This is a genomic window from Acinetobacter sp. RRD8 (genome assembly GCF_031844225.1).
Classification (GTDB): domain Bacteria; phylum Pseudomonadota; class Gammaproteobacteria; order Pseudomonadales; family Moraxellaceae; genus Acinetobacter.
On the sequence record NZ_JAUZUU010000005.1, the window covers coordinates 171,453 to 185,415 of the forward strand.

General features: G+C 43.3%; 14 protein-coding genes and 1 pseudogene. 11 read left to right on the top strand and 4 right to left on the bottom strand.

Annotated features, from left to right (window positions below; all coding sequences use genetic code 11):
* Positions 1 to 122 precede the first annotated feature (122 nt).
* Entirely contained in the window at positions 123 to 1,763 is a 1,641-nt protein-coding gene (locus tag Q9R24_RS07620; RefSeq protein WP_044112833.1) for an acyl-CoA synthetase, read from the bottom strand.
* Positions 1,764 to 1,996: 233 nt separating this feature from the next.
* On the opposite strand from Q9R24_RS07620, the pseudogene Q9R24_RS07625 reads away from it, so the two are divergent.
* The 4 genes and pseudogenes from Q9R24_RS07625 (at position 1,997) to infC (ending at position 7,198) form a co-directional block, all read left to right on the top strand.
* Positions 1,997 to 3,314, top strand: a pseudogene (locus Q9R24_RS07625) (D-arabinono-1,4-lactone oxidase).
* A 10-nt stretch (positions 3,315 to 3,324) separates the two neighbouring features.
* Positions 3,325 to 4,494, top strand: coding sequence for an alanine racemase (locus Q9R24_RS07630; protein WP_044112834.1), 1,170 nt, complete (start codon positions 3,325 to 3,327; stop codon positions 4,492 to 4,494).
* A gap of 224 nt (positions 4,495 to 4,718) precedes the next feature.
* Entirely contained in the window at positions 4,719 to 6,641 is a 1,923-nt protein-coding gene (gene thrS / locus Q9R24_RS07635) for a threonine--tRNA ligase (RefSeq protein ID WP_044112835.1), read from the top strand.
* Between the two features lie 5 nt (positions 6,642 to 6,646).
* Positions 6,647 to 7,198, top strand: a complete 552-nt coding sequence (gene infC / locus Q9R24_RS07640) for a translation initiation factor IF-3 (RefSeq protein ID WP_071850398.1) — start codon at positions 6,647 to 6,649, stop codon at positions 7,196 to 7,198.
* 43 nt (positions 7,199 to 7,241) lie between these two features.
* Here the strand turns inward: infC and Q9R24_RS07645 are convergent, their stop codons facing one another.
* Positions 7,242 to 7,793, bottom strand: coding sequence for a hypothetical protein (locus Q9R24_RS07645; RefSeq protein WP_044112637.1), 552 nt, complete (start codon positions 7,791 to 7,793; stop codon positions 7,242 to 7,244).
* 104 nt (positions 7,794 to 7,897) lie between these two features.
* Positions 7,898 to 8,353: an Hsp20 family protein gene (locus Q9R24_RS07650; protein WP_044112639.1), complete on the bottom strand. Its 456-nt coding sequence runs from the start codon at positions 8,351 to 8,353 to the stop codon at positions 7,898 to 7,900.
* Between the two features lie 282 nt (positions 8,354 to 8,635).
* Between Q9R24_RS07650 and Q9R24_RS07655 the strand changes: the two genes are divergently transcribed.
* The 6 genes from Q9R24_RS07655 (at position 8,636) to Q9R24_RS07680 (ending at position 11,438) form a co-directional block, all read left to right on the top strand.
* The gene (locus Q9R24_RS07655; RefSeq protein WP_044112641.1) at positions 8,636 to 9,256 is read left to right on the top strand and encodes a glutathione S-transferase family protein; all 621 of its coding nucleotides are present in this window, start codon (positions 8,636 to 8,638) and stop codon (positions 9,254 to 9,256) included.
* A gap of 75 nt (positions 9,257 to 9,331) precedes the next feature.
* Positions 9,332 to 9,622 (top strand): hypothetical protein, encoded by a 291-nt coding sequence (locus Q9R24_RS07660; RefSeq protein WP_039901803.1) that lies wholly within the window; start codon positions 9,332 to 9,334, stop codon positions 9,620 to 9,622.
* Between the two features lie 7 nt (positions 9,623 to 9,629).
* A complete protein-coding gene (locus tag Q9R24_RS07665; protein WP_004278284.1) occupies positions 9,630 to 10,052 on the top strand; it encodes a YqaA family protein in 423 nt (140 codons plus the stop codon).
* Positions 10,053 to 10,237: 185 nt separating this feature from the next.
* The gene (gene rpmI / locus Q9R24_RS07670) at positions 10,238 to 10,432 is read left to right on the top strand and encodes a 50S ribosomal protein L35 (RefSeq protein WP_004278281.1); all 195 of its coding nucleotides are present in this window, start codon (positions 10,238 to 10,240) and stop codon (positions 10,430 to 10,432) included.
* Between the two features lie 11 nt (positions 10,433 to 10,443).
* On the top strand, positions 10,444 to 10,803 hold the full coding sequence (rplT, locus tag Q9R24_RS07675) for a 50S ribosomal protein L20 (protein WP_004278275.1): 360 nt from the start codon (positions 10,444 to 10,446) through the stop codon (positions 10,801 to 10,803).
* Between the two features lie 152 nt (positions 10,804 to 10,955).
* Entirely contained in the window at positions 10,956 to 11,438 is a 483-nt protein-coding gene (locus Q9R24_RS07680) for a GNAT family N-acetyltransferase (RefSeq protein ID WP_004278274.1), read from the top strand.
* Between the two features lie 352 nt (positions 11,439 to 11,790).
* On the opposite strand, the gene Q9R24_RS07685 is transcribed toward Q9R24_RS07680, so the two are convergent.
* The gene (locus Q9R24_RS07685) at positions 11,791 to 12,816 is read right to left on the bottom strand and encodes a hypothetical protein (RefSeq protein WP_004278273.1); all 1,026 of its coding nucleotides are present in this window, start codon (positions 12,814 to 12,816) and stop codon (positions 11,791 to 11,793) included.
* 159 nt (positions 12,817 to 12,975) lie between these two features.
* On the opposite strand from Q9R24_RS07685, the gene pheS reads away from it, so the two are divergent.
* Positions 12,976 to 13,956, top strand: coding sequence for a phenylalanine--tRNA ligase subunit alpha (gene pheS / locus Q9R24_RS07690; protein ID WP_004278272.1), 981 nt, complete (start codon positions 12,976 to 12,978; stop codon positions 13,954 to 13,956).
* Positions 13,957 to 13,963: the final 7 nt, after the last annotated feature.

A 13,963-nucleotide genomic window follows, 5' to 3' on the forward strand; every position in this document is an offset into this window, starting at 1 on the left:
TCCTTATAGGAGAGGGTTGGATGAGGTTAAATCTCACAAAAGGATAAGTTAAAAAATCGTGCTAAGTTTTCTTAGCACGATTTTTTATTGAGTAGATTTTGAAAGAACACGTTTGTATGGAATTAAGAGAATTCACCTTGCGCGCGCTCTTTGGCCCATTCACGTAAAACAAATTTCTGCAATTTTCCGGTCGAAGTTTTTGGAATTTCGGTAATCACCACATCCTTAGGCACTTTAAAACGGGCCAGATGCTCACGGCAGAATTCCATAATTTCTTCTTCTGTGGCTTTTTTTCCTTCTTTGAGTTCGATAAAGGCACAAGGAACTTCCTGCCAGCGTGGATCAGGCTTGGCGACTACCGCCGCAGTCAGCACCGCCGGATGCTGATACAGCACTTCCTCCACTTCAAGTGAAGAAATATTTTCTCCGCCGGAAATAATCACATCTTTGGAACGGTCGGTAATTTTGGCATAGCCATCCGGTTGGCAAACTGCCAGATCTCCTGTATGGAACCAGCCACCGGCAAAGGCTTCAGCGGTCGCCTCAGGATTTTTCAGATAACCTTTCATCACGATATTGCCACGGAACATGATTTCACCCATGGTCTGACCATCATGTGGCACTTCCTGCATGGTATCCGGATCAAGCACTTTCATGCCATCTTGCAATGGATAAGGTACGCCTTGGCGGGAGTGCAACTGTGCTTGTTCCTGAATAGATAAATCACTCCAGCCGGCTTGGGATGCGCACAGTGCAGAAGGACCGTAGGTTTCTGTCAGGCCGTAGACATGGGTTACGTTAATGCCAATATTGCGCATGCCTTCAATGATTGCTGCTGGAGGTGCGGCACCCGCCACCATCACTTCGACACGGTGATCAATTTTGGTCTTTTTCTCTTCAGGTGTGTTAATCAGCATCGACAGGACAATCGGTGCCCCACAGAAGTAATCGACTTTATGTTCGGCAATCAGTTTAAAGATCAGTTCAGCATCGACTTTACGCAAGCAAACGTTGGTTCCGCCGTTGGCTGCCATGGTCCAGGCAAAGCACCAACCATTACAGTGGAATAGCGGCAGTGTCCATAAATAGGTGGCACGTGGTGTCATGCCACAGGCAATAATATTACTGGCTGCGTTAATGTAGGCACCGCGATGATGATAGACCACGCCTTTCGGGTTGCCTGTGGTTCCAGAGGTATAGCTTAAGCTGATGGCATCCCATTCATCTTGTGGTAGATGCCATTCAAAGTTTGCATCGCCTTGCGCAATCCATTCTTCATATTCAATTTGACCAATACGTTGATCTTCACCTTCAAACTCTACATCGGCCACATCAATGACATAAATGTCTTGTGAAACTAGAGCGAGTGCTTCAGTCGCAAGTGCGGTAAATTCAGGATCGACCAAGAGCACTTTGCTTTCAGCGTGTTCCAGCATAAAAGCCAGTGTTTTGGCATCGAGACGGGTATTTAAAGTATTCAGGACTGCACCTGCCATCGGTACAGCAAAATGTGCTTCGATCATGGCAGGGACGTTAGGCAGCAGGACAGACACGGTATCATTTTTACCGATACCTAGTTTTTGGAGTTGGTTGGCAAACTGACGACAACGATTGTATTTCTCACGCCAGGTAATACGACGCTTACCGTGAATAATCGCGTACTGGTTTGGATAGATATAAGCTGCACGATCAAGATAGCGTAAAGGTGATAAGGCTACAAAATTCGCGGGGGTACGCGGTAATTCATCATATGCGCTAACCATTGTAAAACTCCGTTCTATATTTATTTTCATATCCTGTTGAAAAGATATGTATTTCTCAGAAATCTTGCATTTATGCTTTAGTCGAGTACGATTTTACAAATTTTAAGTATTTGAATATTAATAAAAATATTTAACCCTACTTAAATGTTTTGAACGCATGGGTTCCCAAGTTTGATTTTTTAGGTATTTTACTCTAGTTCAGCCATTAAAATAATATGAGCCCAGGAAGAATAATGAAAATACAACAGGCGAATGACGTCTGGCGAAACTGGTCGGGGAGCCAGTTCAGTGCCGCTCGGATTGTTCAGCCCAGCCAGATCAGTGAATTACAAAGTTTAGTGAAGACCCATGCACACATTACAAAGTTTAGTGAAGACCCATGCACACATTCGTGCAGTGGGTGCAGGACATTCATTTAGCCCATTGGCCAAAACAGATGAGGTGTTGCTTAATCTCGATTTGTTAAAAGGTATCGTTGCCTTTGATCAAGAGAAAACCCAATGCACCGTGCGGGCCGGGACGCGTTTATATGATTTGGGGAAAGATCTGGTACCGATCAATCAGGCCTTAATCAATCAGGGCGATATAGACCAGCAAAGTCTGGCCGGAGCGATTTCTACCGGAACGCATGGCACGGGCATCGATTTACCTTGCATCTCTGCTTTCGTGGAAGGCTTTGAATTACTGACCGCGGATGGAGAGCTGTTGCAATGTCATCGTGAGCAGAATGCTGAGATATTTCAGGCTGGACGGGTGGCATTGGGCAGCTTGGGTGTATTGACCCAAATCACCCTGCAAAATCGGCCACGATATAAACTAAAAGAACAGATTCGGCTCTGTTCATTAAAAGACATATTTACCCATATTGATCAATGGAAACATCAGCATCGGTATATTGAATTTTGGGCTTTTTTACATGCCGATCAAGTGATGCTGAAAACTCTGGATGAAACGGATGCAACCATTCAGCCGAGAACAGAGAGCTGGCCTCCGGAAGATATTTTATTGACTCTATGTTCGGAATTGACGCGACTCTTCCCAAAGACAAATCCCTATCTGCAAAAACTGCTCGGCGTATTTGTCAAACCGACTCGTTATGTAGACTGTTCATCCAGAATTTTTCCAACTCCGCGTAAGACCAGATTTAATGAAATGGAATATCAGGTTCCGGTTGAGTTTGGCTTGCAGTGTCTGGACGAGATTCTGCATGTTTTATGCAAACACCAAGTGCCGATGTTTTTCCCGATCGAGTTTCGTTATGTCAAAGGCGATGAGATCTGGCTAAGTCCTTTTTATCAGCGTGATTCGGTCTCCATTTCGATTCATCAATTTTATAAACAGGATTACCACGCGATCTTTGATCTGGTCGAGCCGATTTTACAGAAATATCAGGGACGACCGCATTGGGGCAAGTTACATAGTATGAGCGCAGCCTCGCTGCGCGAACTCTACCCGAAATGGGATAATTTCATGGTGCTACGTCAGCAATTGGATCCACAGCAAAAATGGCTGAATCCATATTTAAAAGAATTGTTTTTATCTGGGAAATGAGGAGAGGGCGATGCAATCAAATTATTTTCAGCAACTGACGCAGGAATTAAAACGGCAGGGCACTGGCACACCGCAACTGATTTTAGATTTAAAAACCTATCAACGTAATTTGGACTATGTACAGTCAAAATTGCCTGCGAAGTTAAAACCACGTCTGGTAGTGAAGTCTTTAGCCAGCATTCAGCTACTCAAACTGGCCAGTGAAAAACTAAATACCCAGCGCTTTATGGTCTTTCATCTGCCGCATCTGCTGGAGATTATAGGGACATTTCAGCAAGCCGATATCTTGTTGGGTAAACCGATGCCGATTCAGGCAGTCAAACATTTTTATCAAACTTTGTCTGATCAAAATAAAGCCAATGATCAAGTAATTATTCAATGGCTAATTGATGATGTGGAACGATTAAAACAATATCTGCAACTCGCGCAAAGCTTGAATACCTGCCTGAATGTCAATATTGAAATTGATGTAGGGCTGCATCGTGGCGGCGTACAAACGCAGCAGCAATTTATAGCCTTAATGAAGCTGATTCAGCACAACGCGGCTTATCTCAAACTTTCGGGTCTAACGGGCTATGATGCACATGTCGCCAAACTGCCAAAAATTTTGAAAAGTCCCGACAAAAGTTATCAGCAATCGCAGCAGATGTATCAACAATACAAAAGTATTCTTCAGCGAAAATTCCCGGATTTATGGCATGAAGGTTTGTGTTTTAACGGTGGGGGAAGTCCAACCTTTATGCAGCATTGCCAGCAAAGTGTCTGTAATGATCTGGCCTTTGGCTCGATGCTGCTTAAGCCGAGTGATTTTGATCTGGAAAATTTGTCCGCTTTAAGCTGTGCTTTATGGATTGCCGCACCCATTTTAAAAGTGTTGCCTTGTAGTCAGATTCCCGGTCTGGAGCTGCTGAATTATCTTCCTCATCAATATAAAGCCGTATTTATTTATGGCGGCTATTGGCGAGCGGATTATATTTATCCTGAAAAAAGCCGGCCGTATGTGTTGTATGGCCGCAGCAGTAATCAGGAAATGCTTCAGGTGCCCATGCAGTGCGATATTCATGTCGATGATTATGTGTTTTTAAGACCGACACAAAGTGAAGCGCTGATCCCGCAATTCGACCAGCTGTATGTTTATGTAGAGGGAAAGTTTCTCCAGTGGCAGACGTTCCGGGAATAACTACATTCTGAAATGAAAAATGAGCCTAAGCCTTTAACGATCAGGCACAGATTTGGCGGTAAATCTTATTTTTATTGGGAAAAGGTTTAATCATGCGGCCAAGCCGTGTAAAATTCGAATCGATTTTATTTATCCACCGTTTTTATCTTTTGAGGCTGTGCCTCGATCATAATCTCGCGGTGATATGCTCCATGGTACGGGGCATCACTCCTTAAGGATTTCTTATGCCAATTATCACTTTGCCCAATGGCGATCAAAAACAGTTTGATCACGCCGTATCTGTGATGGACGTTGCACTTAGCATTGGTCCTGGTCTTGCAAAAAATACAGTTGCTGGTCGTGTCAACGATCGTTTGGTTGATGCGTCTGATCTCATCACTGAAGATGCAACACTACAAATTATCACGCCTAAAGACGAAGCCGGTGTCGAGATCATTCGCCATTCTTGCGCGCATTTGGTCGGTCATGCAGTTAAGCAACTGTTCCCAGAAGCAAAGATGGTCATTGGTCCGGTCATTGAAGAAGGTTTCTACTATGACATCTGGATGCCACGTCCGTTTACCTTAGACGACATGGCAGCCATCGAAGAGCGTATGAAAAAGCTCATCGATCAAGACTACGATGTCATCAAAAAAATGACACCGCGTGATGAAGTCATTGCAGAATTCACTGCGCGTGGCGAAGAATACAAATTGCGCTTGATTGCAGACATGCCTGAAGAAACGCAAATGGGCTTGTACTACCATCAGGATTATTTGGATATGTGCCGTGGTCCGCACGTACCAAACACTAAATTCCTTAAATCGTTCAAGCTGACTAAAATCTCGGGTGCTTACTGGCGCGGTGATGCGAAAAACGAACAGCTACAACGTATTTACGGTACAGCGTGGGCAGACAAAAAACAGCTTGCTGCTTATGTAAAACGTATTGAAGAAGCAGAAAAACGCGATCACCGTAAAATCGGTAAAGCGCTAGATTTGTTCCATATGCAAGAAGAAGCACCGGGTATGGTGTTCTGGCATCCGAACGGCTGGACCATTTACCAGGTTCTTGAACAGTACATGCGTAAAGTTCAGCAAGACAATGGCTACGAAGAAATCCGTACCCCACAAGTGGTCGATTTCACGCTGTGGGAAAAATCGGGTCATGCTGCCAACTATGCAGACAACATGTTCACCACGCATTCTGAAAACCGTAACTATGCGGTGAAGCCAATGAACTGTCCTTGTCACGTACAAGTGTTCAATCAAGGTTTGAAGTCATACCGTGATCTTCCTGTTCGTTTGGCAGAGTTCGGTTCATGTCACCGTAACGAGCCATCAGGTTCTTTACACGGTATTATGCGTGTACGTGGCTTTACTCAAGATGATGCGCATATCTTCTGTACCAAAGAACAGATTGGGCCTGAAGTTGCAGACTTTATCAAATTGACACTGGATGTATACAAAGACTTTGGCTTCGAAGAAGTACAAATGAAATTGTCGACGCGTCCTGAAAAACGTGTCGGAGATGACAAGCTTTGGGATATGGCAGAAAAATCTTTGGCAGATGCTTTAGATGCTGCGGGTCTTGAGTGGGAGCTTCAACCAGGCGAAGGCGCATTCTACGGTCCGAAAATTGAATTCTCTCTGAAAGACTGCTTAGGTCGTGTCTGGCAGTGTGGTACCATTCAGTGTGACTTTAACTTGCCAGAACGTCTAGATGCTTCTTATGTGACTGAAGATAATGACCGCGATCAGCCAGTAATGTTACATCGTGCAATTCTTGGCAGTTTCGAGCGTTTTATTGGTATACTGATCGAACACTACGCAGGCTTCATGCCACCTTGGTTGGCACCAATGCAAGCGTGTGTGATGAACATTACCGATTCTCAAGCCGAGGCATGTGAGTCAGTCGTCGCAAAACTTAAAGAAAACGGTATCCGTGCAATTTCTGACTTGAGAAATGAGAAAATCGGCTTTAAGATTCGTGAACGTACATTAGAGCGTATTCCTTACTTACTGGTACTTGGGGACCGTGAAGTAGAGGAAGGTACCGTAAACGTGCGTACCCGCTCAGGAACAAATTTGGGTACTATGTCAATCGATGCTTTCGTTGACCTAGTAAAAGCAGCCGTAGCCGAACGCGGCCGGTACATTGTGGAGTAACAGCGATTAAACAGCCTGACCGTAATCAACAGGGCGGTAACAAATCAAACCGTCCTGCCTTGAATGATGAAATTCGTGCGAAAGAAGTCCGTCTTGTCGACGAAAATGGTGAGCAAAAAGGGATTGTAAGCTTAGCTGACGCCCTACGCGCAGCAGAAAGTGTTGAACTTGATCTTGTTGAGATCGTAGCAAACGCTGAGCCACCAGTATGTAAGATTATGGACTTCAACAAGCATTTGTTTGATCTTAAGCAAAAGCAGAAAGAAGCGAAGAAAAAACAACATCAAGTCCAGGTGAAAGAAATCAAGCTACGCCCGGGTACTGATGTTGGTGATTACAACGTAAAACTACGTGCAATCATCAAGTTCCTTGAAGAAGGTAACAAGGTGAAAATCACGCTTCGTTTCCGTGGTCGTGAAATGGCGCACCAACAGTTGGGTCTAGCTCAATTGCAAAAAATTGAAGCTGACGTGGCTGAATTCGGTACTGTTGAGCAGATGCCGAAAATGGAAGGGCGTCAAATGGGTATGCTACTTGGTCCTAAAAAGAAAAAGTAAGCACTCATTAAGCGAAAAAAGCCCTGCATATGCAGGGCTTTTTTTATGCTCTAAAGTTCCAGGCACTTTGTATGGCCTGCATAATCTGTTGAGCTTGCGGGCGGGAAAACATCGACAGCTGAATCCGGAAAAATCCAAGACAAATTTGATTTATTAGACCGGATTGATGCAATTTAAAATCCAAAGTGCCATCACGTTGACTAATCACATGCGCTGGCATGTTATAGAGCCAGCTTTTGAGATGTGCTTTGAGAGAAGCATAGCGTGGATTCAGAAAGCTATACTGTACCAAATGTCGTTTTAAGCACAGGCTGATGCGGAAACCGGCCAAAGTATAATAAATAGCTTGTGAGGTGATTTTCAGTTTAGTTCCCAGCATAAGCAGCGAAAGACCAAGAAAGCCGCCAATATAAATATAAAAGTCAGGAGACTCCTGCCATAAAAATAATAGTCCTTGGAAAAAACTGGAATTGCTACGCACACTGCTGAAATAAAAAATGCTGAATATTCCGACCGGATAACAAAACAGTAAATATCCCATAGCGCGTATGATCGGGCTAGCTTGATGAAACAGGATGTTTTCTGGCACATTCATGGTTTATTTTTATGATCAGAAAGCGTATTGCCTCAATGAGCTTAAGGAATCTGTAGCCAAAAAGAAAGGTCCTTGCGGACCTTCCTTTGCGTACTTAATCGAGCTTATTCCACTGATTTTTCATCATTTGCAATAAGCAGTTTATTGCCAATCGGGATTTGACGCGGCAATTTTTCTTCTGGAATAATGCGCTGCAAGTCGATGATCAATAAACCATTTTCATAGTCTGCCTGTTGTACTTCAATATATTCATCCAGACGTAAAGATAATTTGAATGCACGTCGCGCAATGCCTTTGTGCAGGAATTCAATACTGTCATTGCTCTGGTTTTCAGGCTTACCCAAGATGGTCAGCAACTTATTTTCCAGACGAATGTCGAGTTCTTCCTGACGAAAACCCGCAGTTGCCACCACGATACGGTAATTATTCTCACCATGCTTTTCGATATTATACGGTGGATAATTTGGCGCATCGCTTTGCATGGCATAATCAATGAAATCATTGAGGCGATCAAAGCCAATGCTGCGGCGGAATAATGGATGAAGATTGATATTACTCATTATTAGAACCTCCTGAGGTCAGCAAAGTTTTAAAAATAAGAAAACACCGCTGTCATGATGATCATCGACAGGGCAAAAGATGCATGAACCATCCTTATGCAGAAATAAATATGTGTTCAGGCTAGAAATTTTCAAGAAATTTAAGTGAAATTTTTAAGAAAATTATATTAATTTACTGAAATTAAATTAAAAATTATTTTATTAAGCATTGCTTGTTGTTTTTGACCAGATCCATTATTTTGTTGGAACACCATAATAAAGGTGTATGGAGTATAGGTACGAATGATTGATTTATATTACTGGGGTACACCCAACGGTCATAAGATTACAATCGCATTAGAAGAAATGGGGCTATCTTATCAGATCCTTCCAGTCAATATTCTGGAAAATGACCAGTTTCAGCCAGACTTTCTGGCAATCTCACCGAACAATAAAATTCCAGCTATTGTCGATCAGGATGGACCAGATCATCGGTCGATTTCAATCTTTGAATCGGGTGCCATCTTGCAGTATTTGGGACGTAAAACCGGAATGTTTTATCCGACCGATGAGATTAAGCGGATTCAGGTGGAACAATGGTTGATGTGGCAAATGGGTGGGCTAGGCCCGATGCTGGGACAGAACCATCATTTTAGTCGTTTTGCGCCAGAACGGATTCCTTATGCGACCGAACGCTATGTGAATGAGACCAAGCGCTTATATGGTGTACTGGATAAACAGCTGGTTGGTCAGGACTATGTCACTGGCGAATATTCAATTGCCGATATGGCGATTTTCCCCTGGTTACTTCGTTATGAGTGGCAAGGGATTGATTTAGCGGATTATCCGGAAGTAAGCCGTTATATTGAGCGTATGCAGGCACGTCCTGCGGTACAAAAAGCATTAGCGATTCAGGTCAGTTAATCTGCGATTGTTATGTTAAGATGTACAAAAGTTATTAAAACCACCGATTCAGGTGGTTTTTTATTGGATATGAGCATGAAAGCATTTTTCCTAAACTTCACTCGAATTGTGGAAACTAATCCTCGAATTTACTGGAGCATTCTTTTCGGCATTGCTGCATGTTTAGTGCTGTATGTTGCTGAAATTGTGCATATCGATCAGGTGATTACTGCCTTGAATACCAAAGATCAGCAGATTTTACGTGCTGCAATTGCACCGCTCAATGAGCAGTATAAATGGGCGCGGATCATGGCGATGGTGACTGCAGTCGTTTGGTCCAGTTGGGAATACAGCAAAGCCAAGAAAAAGTTGGGTTTGAGCCGTTAATAGCTGTATGAGTCTGTTGCTGCTATTTCTGTCGGCCTTTGGTGCAGCGACCTTATTGCCTTTACAGTCTGAGGCTGTTTTGCTGGGGCTTTTAGTGCAGAACAAGCAGCATGCAGTGCTGTTAATTGCGGTGGCCAGTCTGGGGAATATTCTGGGGTCGTGTGTGAACTGGTATTTGGGCCTCAAGATTGAACATTATAAGAATAAAAAGTGGTTTCCGGTTTCGGCAGACAAGATGCTCAAGGCGCAAACGACCTATCAGAAATATGGTTACTGGTCTTTACTGCTGAGCTGGGTGCCTATCATTGGTGATCCGATTACCCTGATTGCGGGACTATTAAAAGAAAACTTCGCCCGTTTTCTGCTGATGGTCAGCATCGCTAAAATTGGACGTTATCTGTTTGTCTATGCGGCCTTTGCCTTGTTCTAAGCCTGAAGCTATTTTCTTGATTCAGTCTTGGATATTATTTCAGAGCGAAATCATTCTTTAAATTCGCTTATTGGGTGAAGATGCTTTTGTTTTAAACAAAGATGCTTTAGAATACTCGCTCCCTTACCTGCAGGTCGTTTTGTAATGGTGCAAACGAGCCGAACAGGTGTTCAAAAGAGGTTGTTATGCCTAAGATGAAAACTCGCCGTGGTGCAGCTAAACGCTTTAAAGCGACTGCTAACGGTTTTAAGCGTAAACAAGCGTTCAAACGCCACATTTTGACCAAAAAATCTGCTAAGCGTATTCGTCAATTGCGCGGCTGTGTAATGGTTCACGTAAGTGACGTTGCTTCAGTTCGTCGTATGTGCCCGTACATCTAAGGAGATTATAAATGGCTCGTGTAAAACGTGGTGTACAGGCTCATCGCCGTCACAAAAAAATTCTTGCTCGCGCTAAAGGTTACTATGGTGCTCGTTCACGCGTTTACCGCGTAGCGTTCCAAGCGGTAATCAAAGCTGGTCAATATGCTTACCGTGACCGTCGTCAAAAGAAACGTCAATTCCGCGCTTTGTGGATTGCACGTATCAACGCTGGTGCTCGTCAAAATGGTTTGTCGTACAGCCGTATGATCGCTGGCTTGAAAAAAGCTCAAGTGATTATCGACCGTCGCGTACTTGCTGACATCGCTATGCATGACGCAATTGCGTTTGCTGCTTTAGCTTCTAAAGCTAAAGATGCATTGGCTGCATAAGTCTTTATGACTTGAAAAAGACCGCTTTTAGCGGTCTTTTTTATGCTTAAATAAAAGTAGTCATTCTAAATATTATTTAAAAATCAGTATTGTAAATCCTATATTTTTTAGTCATTGTTAAACTGTATAATTAAAAATAAGGCTTAAAAATAATGATTCGACTTGCCACTCAACAGGATGTACTGCCGATTGCCCAAGTGCATGTACAAAGCTGGTGTGAAAGCTATCAAAATATCATCAAACAAGAAATTTTAGATGCATTGTGTGTAGAACAAAGAGCCGCTTTGTGGCGTTCTGTGCTTGAACAGGAAAATCGACGGGTATTTGTCTATGAAGAAAATGCTCAAGTTTTGGGTTTTGCTGCTTTTAATTTTCCGGTGGATGCGCCAATCAGTGAATTGAGAGCTTTGTATTTACTGAAACAGATTCAGGGACAAGGTGTGGGGGCTAAGTTGGTTCAATTGGGTTTGGGATTAAGTCGAGAGAAATCCTATCAGCATATGCAATGCAGCGTATTGAACCTGAATTCCAGTCGTTATTTTTATGAAAAGACTGGCGCCTACTTTGTCAGTGAAGGAGATGCCAGCGATCTGGGTGAGAATCTTAAAGACTTATGTTATCAGTGGGACATTTAATTTTTGAATACTCTGGTCAAGCTGGCTCAACGTAGAAAAATCTAAAACCTGGGAAAAGACGATAGAAAATAAATCAGCCTTTGCACTGTACGGCTGATTTATCTTTTCCTCTCAATCTTTACCGATCAATCAAAAGGGCGCTATCCATCGGGCGATCAGTAAACAACAGCTTTGGCTTATTCCGACAATGCTAAAATTTTCAGGCAGATGCTTGGTCGTGATTCCATCATCTGATGGATGATGAAAACCCATAGCAAAAATCGTCAGCATTATTTCAAACTGATGTCTGCTCCTAAGTATCAATATCGCCATTGAATTCTGCCCGTGATGTTCAAGCTTTTCTGGCAAAATGTTAAAGGCCGAAATAGTAGCCAATCAAACAGATAATCACAGTGATCACAATTAAGGTCAGCACATTTGCAGATGAACTGGATTTGCCTGGGTCCTGAGGTTTTTCTGCTTTAGAAATTTTTGGTGAGCGGTCTTCGGTACTCATACCGACAAATGGATCAGGCGCAACTTTAGGTGTTAGCTGTGCAGTTTTATAGTGGTTGGCGACTTTGCTGATGAATTTAGCACTTAAATCATCAATTTTTTGCGAAAAATGTCGCAGGTTAAGTTGTTGCTCCGGGCTGAGTACTTCGCCATCTGCACGATAGGGATGCTGGATTTTCGTTTGAATAAAGTCATTTAAGGCATCTAGGCGGTACAAAGTCTGGTGAGCATAATCCGCTGAATAGTCAGTGGGAATTAAGGCCAAATGACTTTCGTTATCGGCCTGAATGGCAGGCATGGTGCCGTAATAAGGCAAATTTGTGTATGCAGGTTCGGTAAAATCTTGGGCAAGGCTACTTTCAAATAGTTCATGATCGGTATAGGCCTGAATATCATCCCAGTTTGGGGCTTCCAGATCGACATCAATGCGCTTGGCCAGTTTAGGATTCAGCTCATAACACCAGAATGTTTCATGGCGTAAAGGAGATTGCTGTGATTTAGGCGCTTCGTAATCATTGTCTGCGCTGTACCATTCAGGGAGTTCTTTGCCAATGATCCAGGCGGTTTTGGCTTTGGCACCATGACTGACAATAAAATGTGCCAGTGGCAGTAGCTCGACATTGGCATTCGGATTTTTTTCATCAACCAGTAAATCAGAGCGATGCAAGCTGAGGCGACGCACGCCTTGTTTTTTCAGACCTTCCAGCCAGATCTGAAAATGCTGAGCCAACAGATGTTGTGACATCAGATCCCGAAAGGCAAACTGATGCTGATTAAAAATGGAATGTTGAATCCAACGATTGAAACTCAGGTCCTGAGTCAAATACTCATTGCCGTAAGTGACCAGGGTCAGTTGCTGTTTCCAAATTTGATCGAGTGCCATAGTGATTTGATCTGATTGATATTGTGTTTATCTTATACTTTTTATATTTAATCATGCCAATCTAATTTTCCTTAAAACGCATCTTCATCAAAGTGTCTAAAAACTGTTAGAATGTGGGGTTTTTAAAATATTTTTTAACCTGTTGCTTTGAGAGTTACTATGTCACTGGAAGCCCTGACCACTGAAGCGCTCGCTGCGATTGCAGCAGCTCAAGACCTTGCTGCACTTGATCAAGTACGAGTGCAATTTACGGGGAAAAAAAGCCAGCTCGCGGAACAATCTAAGTCGCTTGGTAAAATGGATCCTGAAGAACGTAAAGTCTTCGGCGCACAAATCCATGCTGTACGTGAAACCATTACCGCTGCATTGACATCACGTCAGGCAGAACTGCATAAAGCTGCCTTAGAACAAAAACTGGCAAGCGAAACCATTGATATTACTTTACCAGGCCGTGGCCAACAGGTGGGCAGTATCCATCCAGTGACCCAGGTGCAAGAGCGTATTTGCCAGTTCTTTACCAAGGCAGGTTTTACGGTTGCAACAGGTCCTGAAGTTGAAGATGATTATCACAACTTTGAAGCACTGAACATTCCGGGTCATCACCCGGCGCGTGCCATGCACGATACTTTCTATTTCGATGTGAACCATTTGTTGCGTACGCATACGTCTGGTGTGCAGATTCGTACCATGGAAACACAGCAGCCACCAATCCAGATCGTGTGCCCGGGCCGTGTTTATCGTTGTGATTCGGATCAAACCCACTCGCCGATGTTCCATCAGATCGAAGGTTTATACGTGGCTGAAAATACCAGCTTCGCGGAACTGAAAGGTTTGTTGATTAACCTGCTGAACGAATTCTTCGAAAAAGATTTGAAAGTACGTTTCCGTCCATCTTATTTCCCGTTCACCGAGCCGAGTGCGGAAGTGGATATTATGGATGAACGCGGTCGCTGGTTGGAAGTATTGGGCTGCGGTATGGTGCATCCGAATGTGCTGCAAGCTGCAGGCATTGATCCTGAAAAATACAAAGGCTTTGCTTTTGGTCTGGGTGTTGAACGTTTTGCAATGCTTCGTTATGGCGTGAATGACTTACGTATGTTCTTCCAAAACGATGTGCGTTTCTTACGCCAGTTTGCTTAAAACTTTT

Excerpts from the sequence above, each read along its gene's own strand:
- Q9R24_RS07655 (WP_044112641.1), top strand. The coding sequence starts at position 8,636 with ATGATTGATTTATATTACTGGGGTACACCCAACGGTCATAAGATTACA.
- rplT (WP_004278275.1), top strand. The coding sequence starts at position 10,444 with ATGGCTCGTGTAAAACGTGGTGTACAGGCTCATCGCCGTCACAAAAAA.
- Q9R24_RS07685 (WP_004278273.1), bottom strand. The coding sequence starts at position 12,816 with ATGGCACTCGATCAAATTTGGAAACAGCAACTGACCCTGGTCACTTAC.
- Q9R24_RS07630 (WP_044112834.1), top strand. The coding sequence starts at position 3,325 with ATGCAATCAAATTATTTTCAGCAACTGACGCAGGAATTAAAACGGCAG.
- rpmI (WP_004278281.1), top strand. The coding sequence starts at position 10,238 with ATGCCTAAGATGAAAACTCGCCGTGGTGCAGCTAAACGCTTTAAAGCG.
- Q9R24_RS07620 (WP_044112833.1), bottom strand. The coding sequence starts at position 1,763 with ATGGTTAGCGCATATGATGAATTACCGCGTACCCCCGCGAATTTTGTA.
- Q9R24_RS07645 (WP_044112637.1), bottom strand. The coding sequence starts at position 7,793 with ATGAATGTGCCAGAAAACATCCTGTTTCATCAAGCTAGCCCGATCATA.
- Q9R24_RS07650 (WP_044112639.1), bottom strand. The coding sequence starts at position 8,353 with ATGAGTAATATCAATCTTCATCCATTATTCCGCCGCAGCATTGGCTTT.
- Q9R24_RS07680 (WP_004278274.1), top strand. The coding sequence starts at position 10,956 with ATGATTCGACTTGCCACTCAACAGGATGTACTGCCGATTGCCCAAGTG.
- Q9R24_RS07660 (WP_039901803.1), top strand. The coding sequence starts at position 9,332 with ATGAAAGCATTTTTCCTAAACTTCACTCGAATTGTGGAAACTAATCCT.
- pheS (WP_004278272.1), top strand. The coding sequence starts at position 12,976 with ATGTCACTGGAAGCCCTGACCACTGAAGCGCTCGCTGCGATTGCAGCA.
- thrS (WP_044112835.1), top strand. The coding sequence starts at position 4,719 with ATGCCAATTATCACTTTGCCCAATGGCGATCAAAAACAGTTTGATCAC.
- Q9R24_RS07665 (WP_004278284.1), top strand. The coding sequence starts at position 9,630 with ATGAGTCTGTTGCTGCTATTTCTGTCGGCCTTTGGTGCAGCGACCTTA.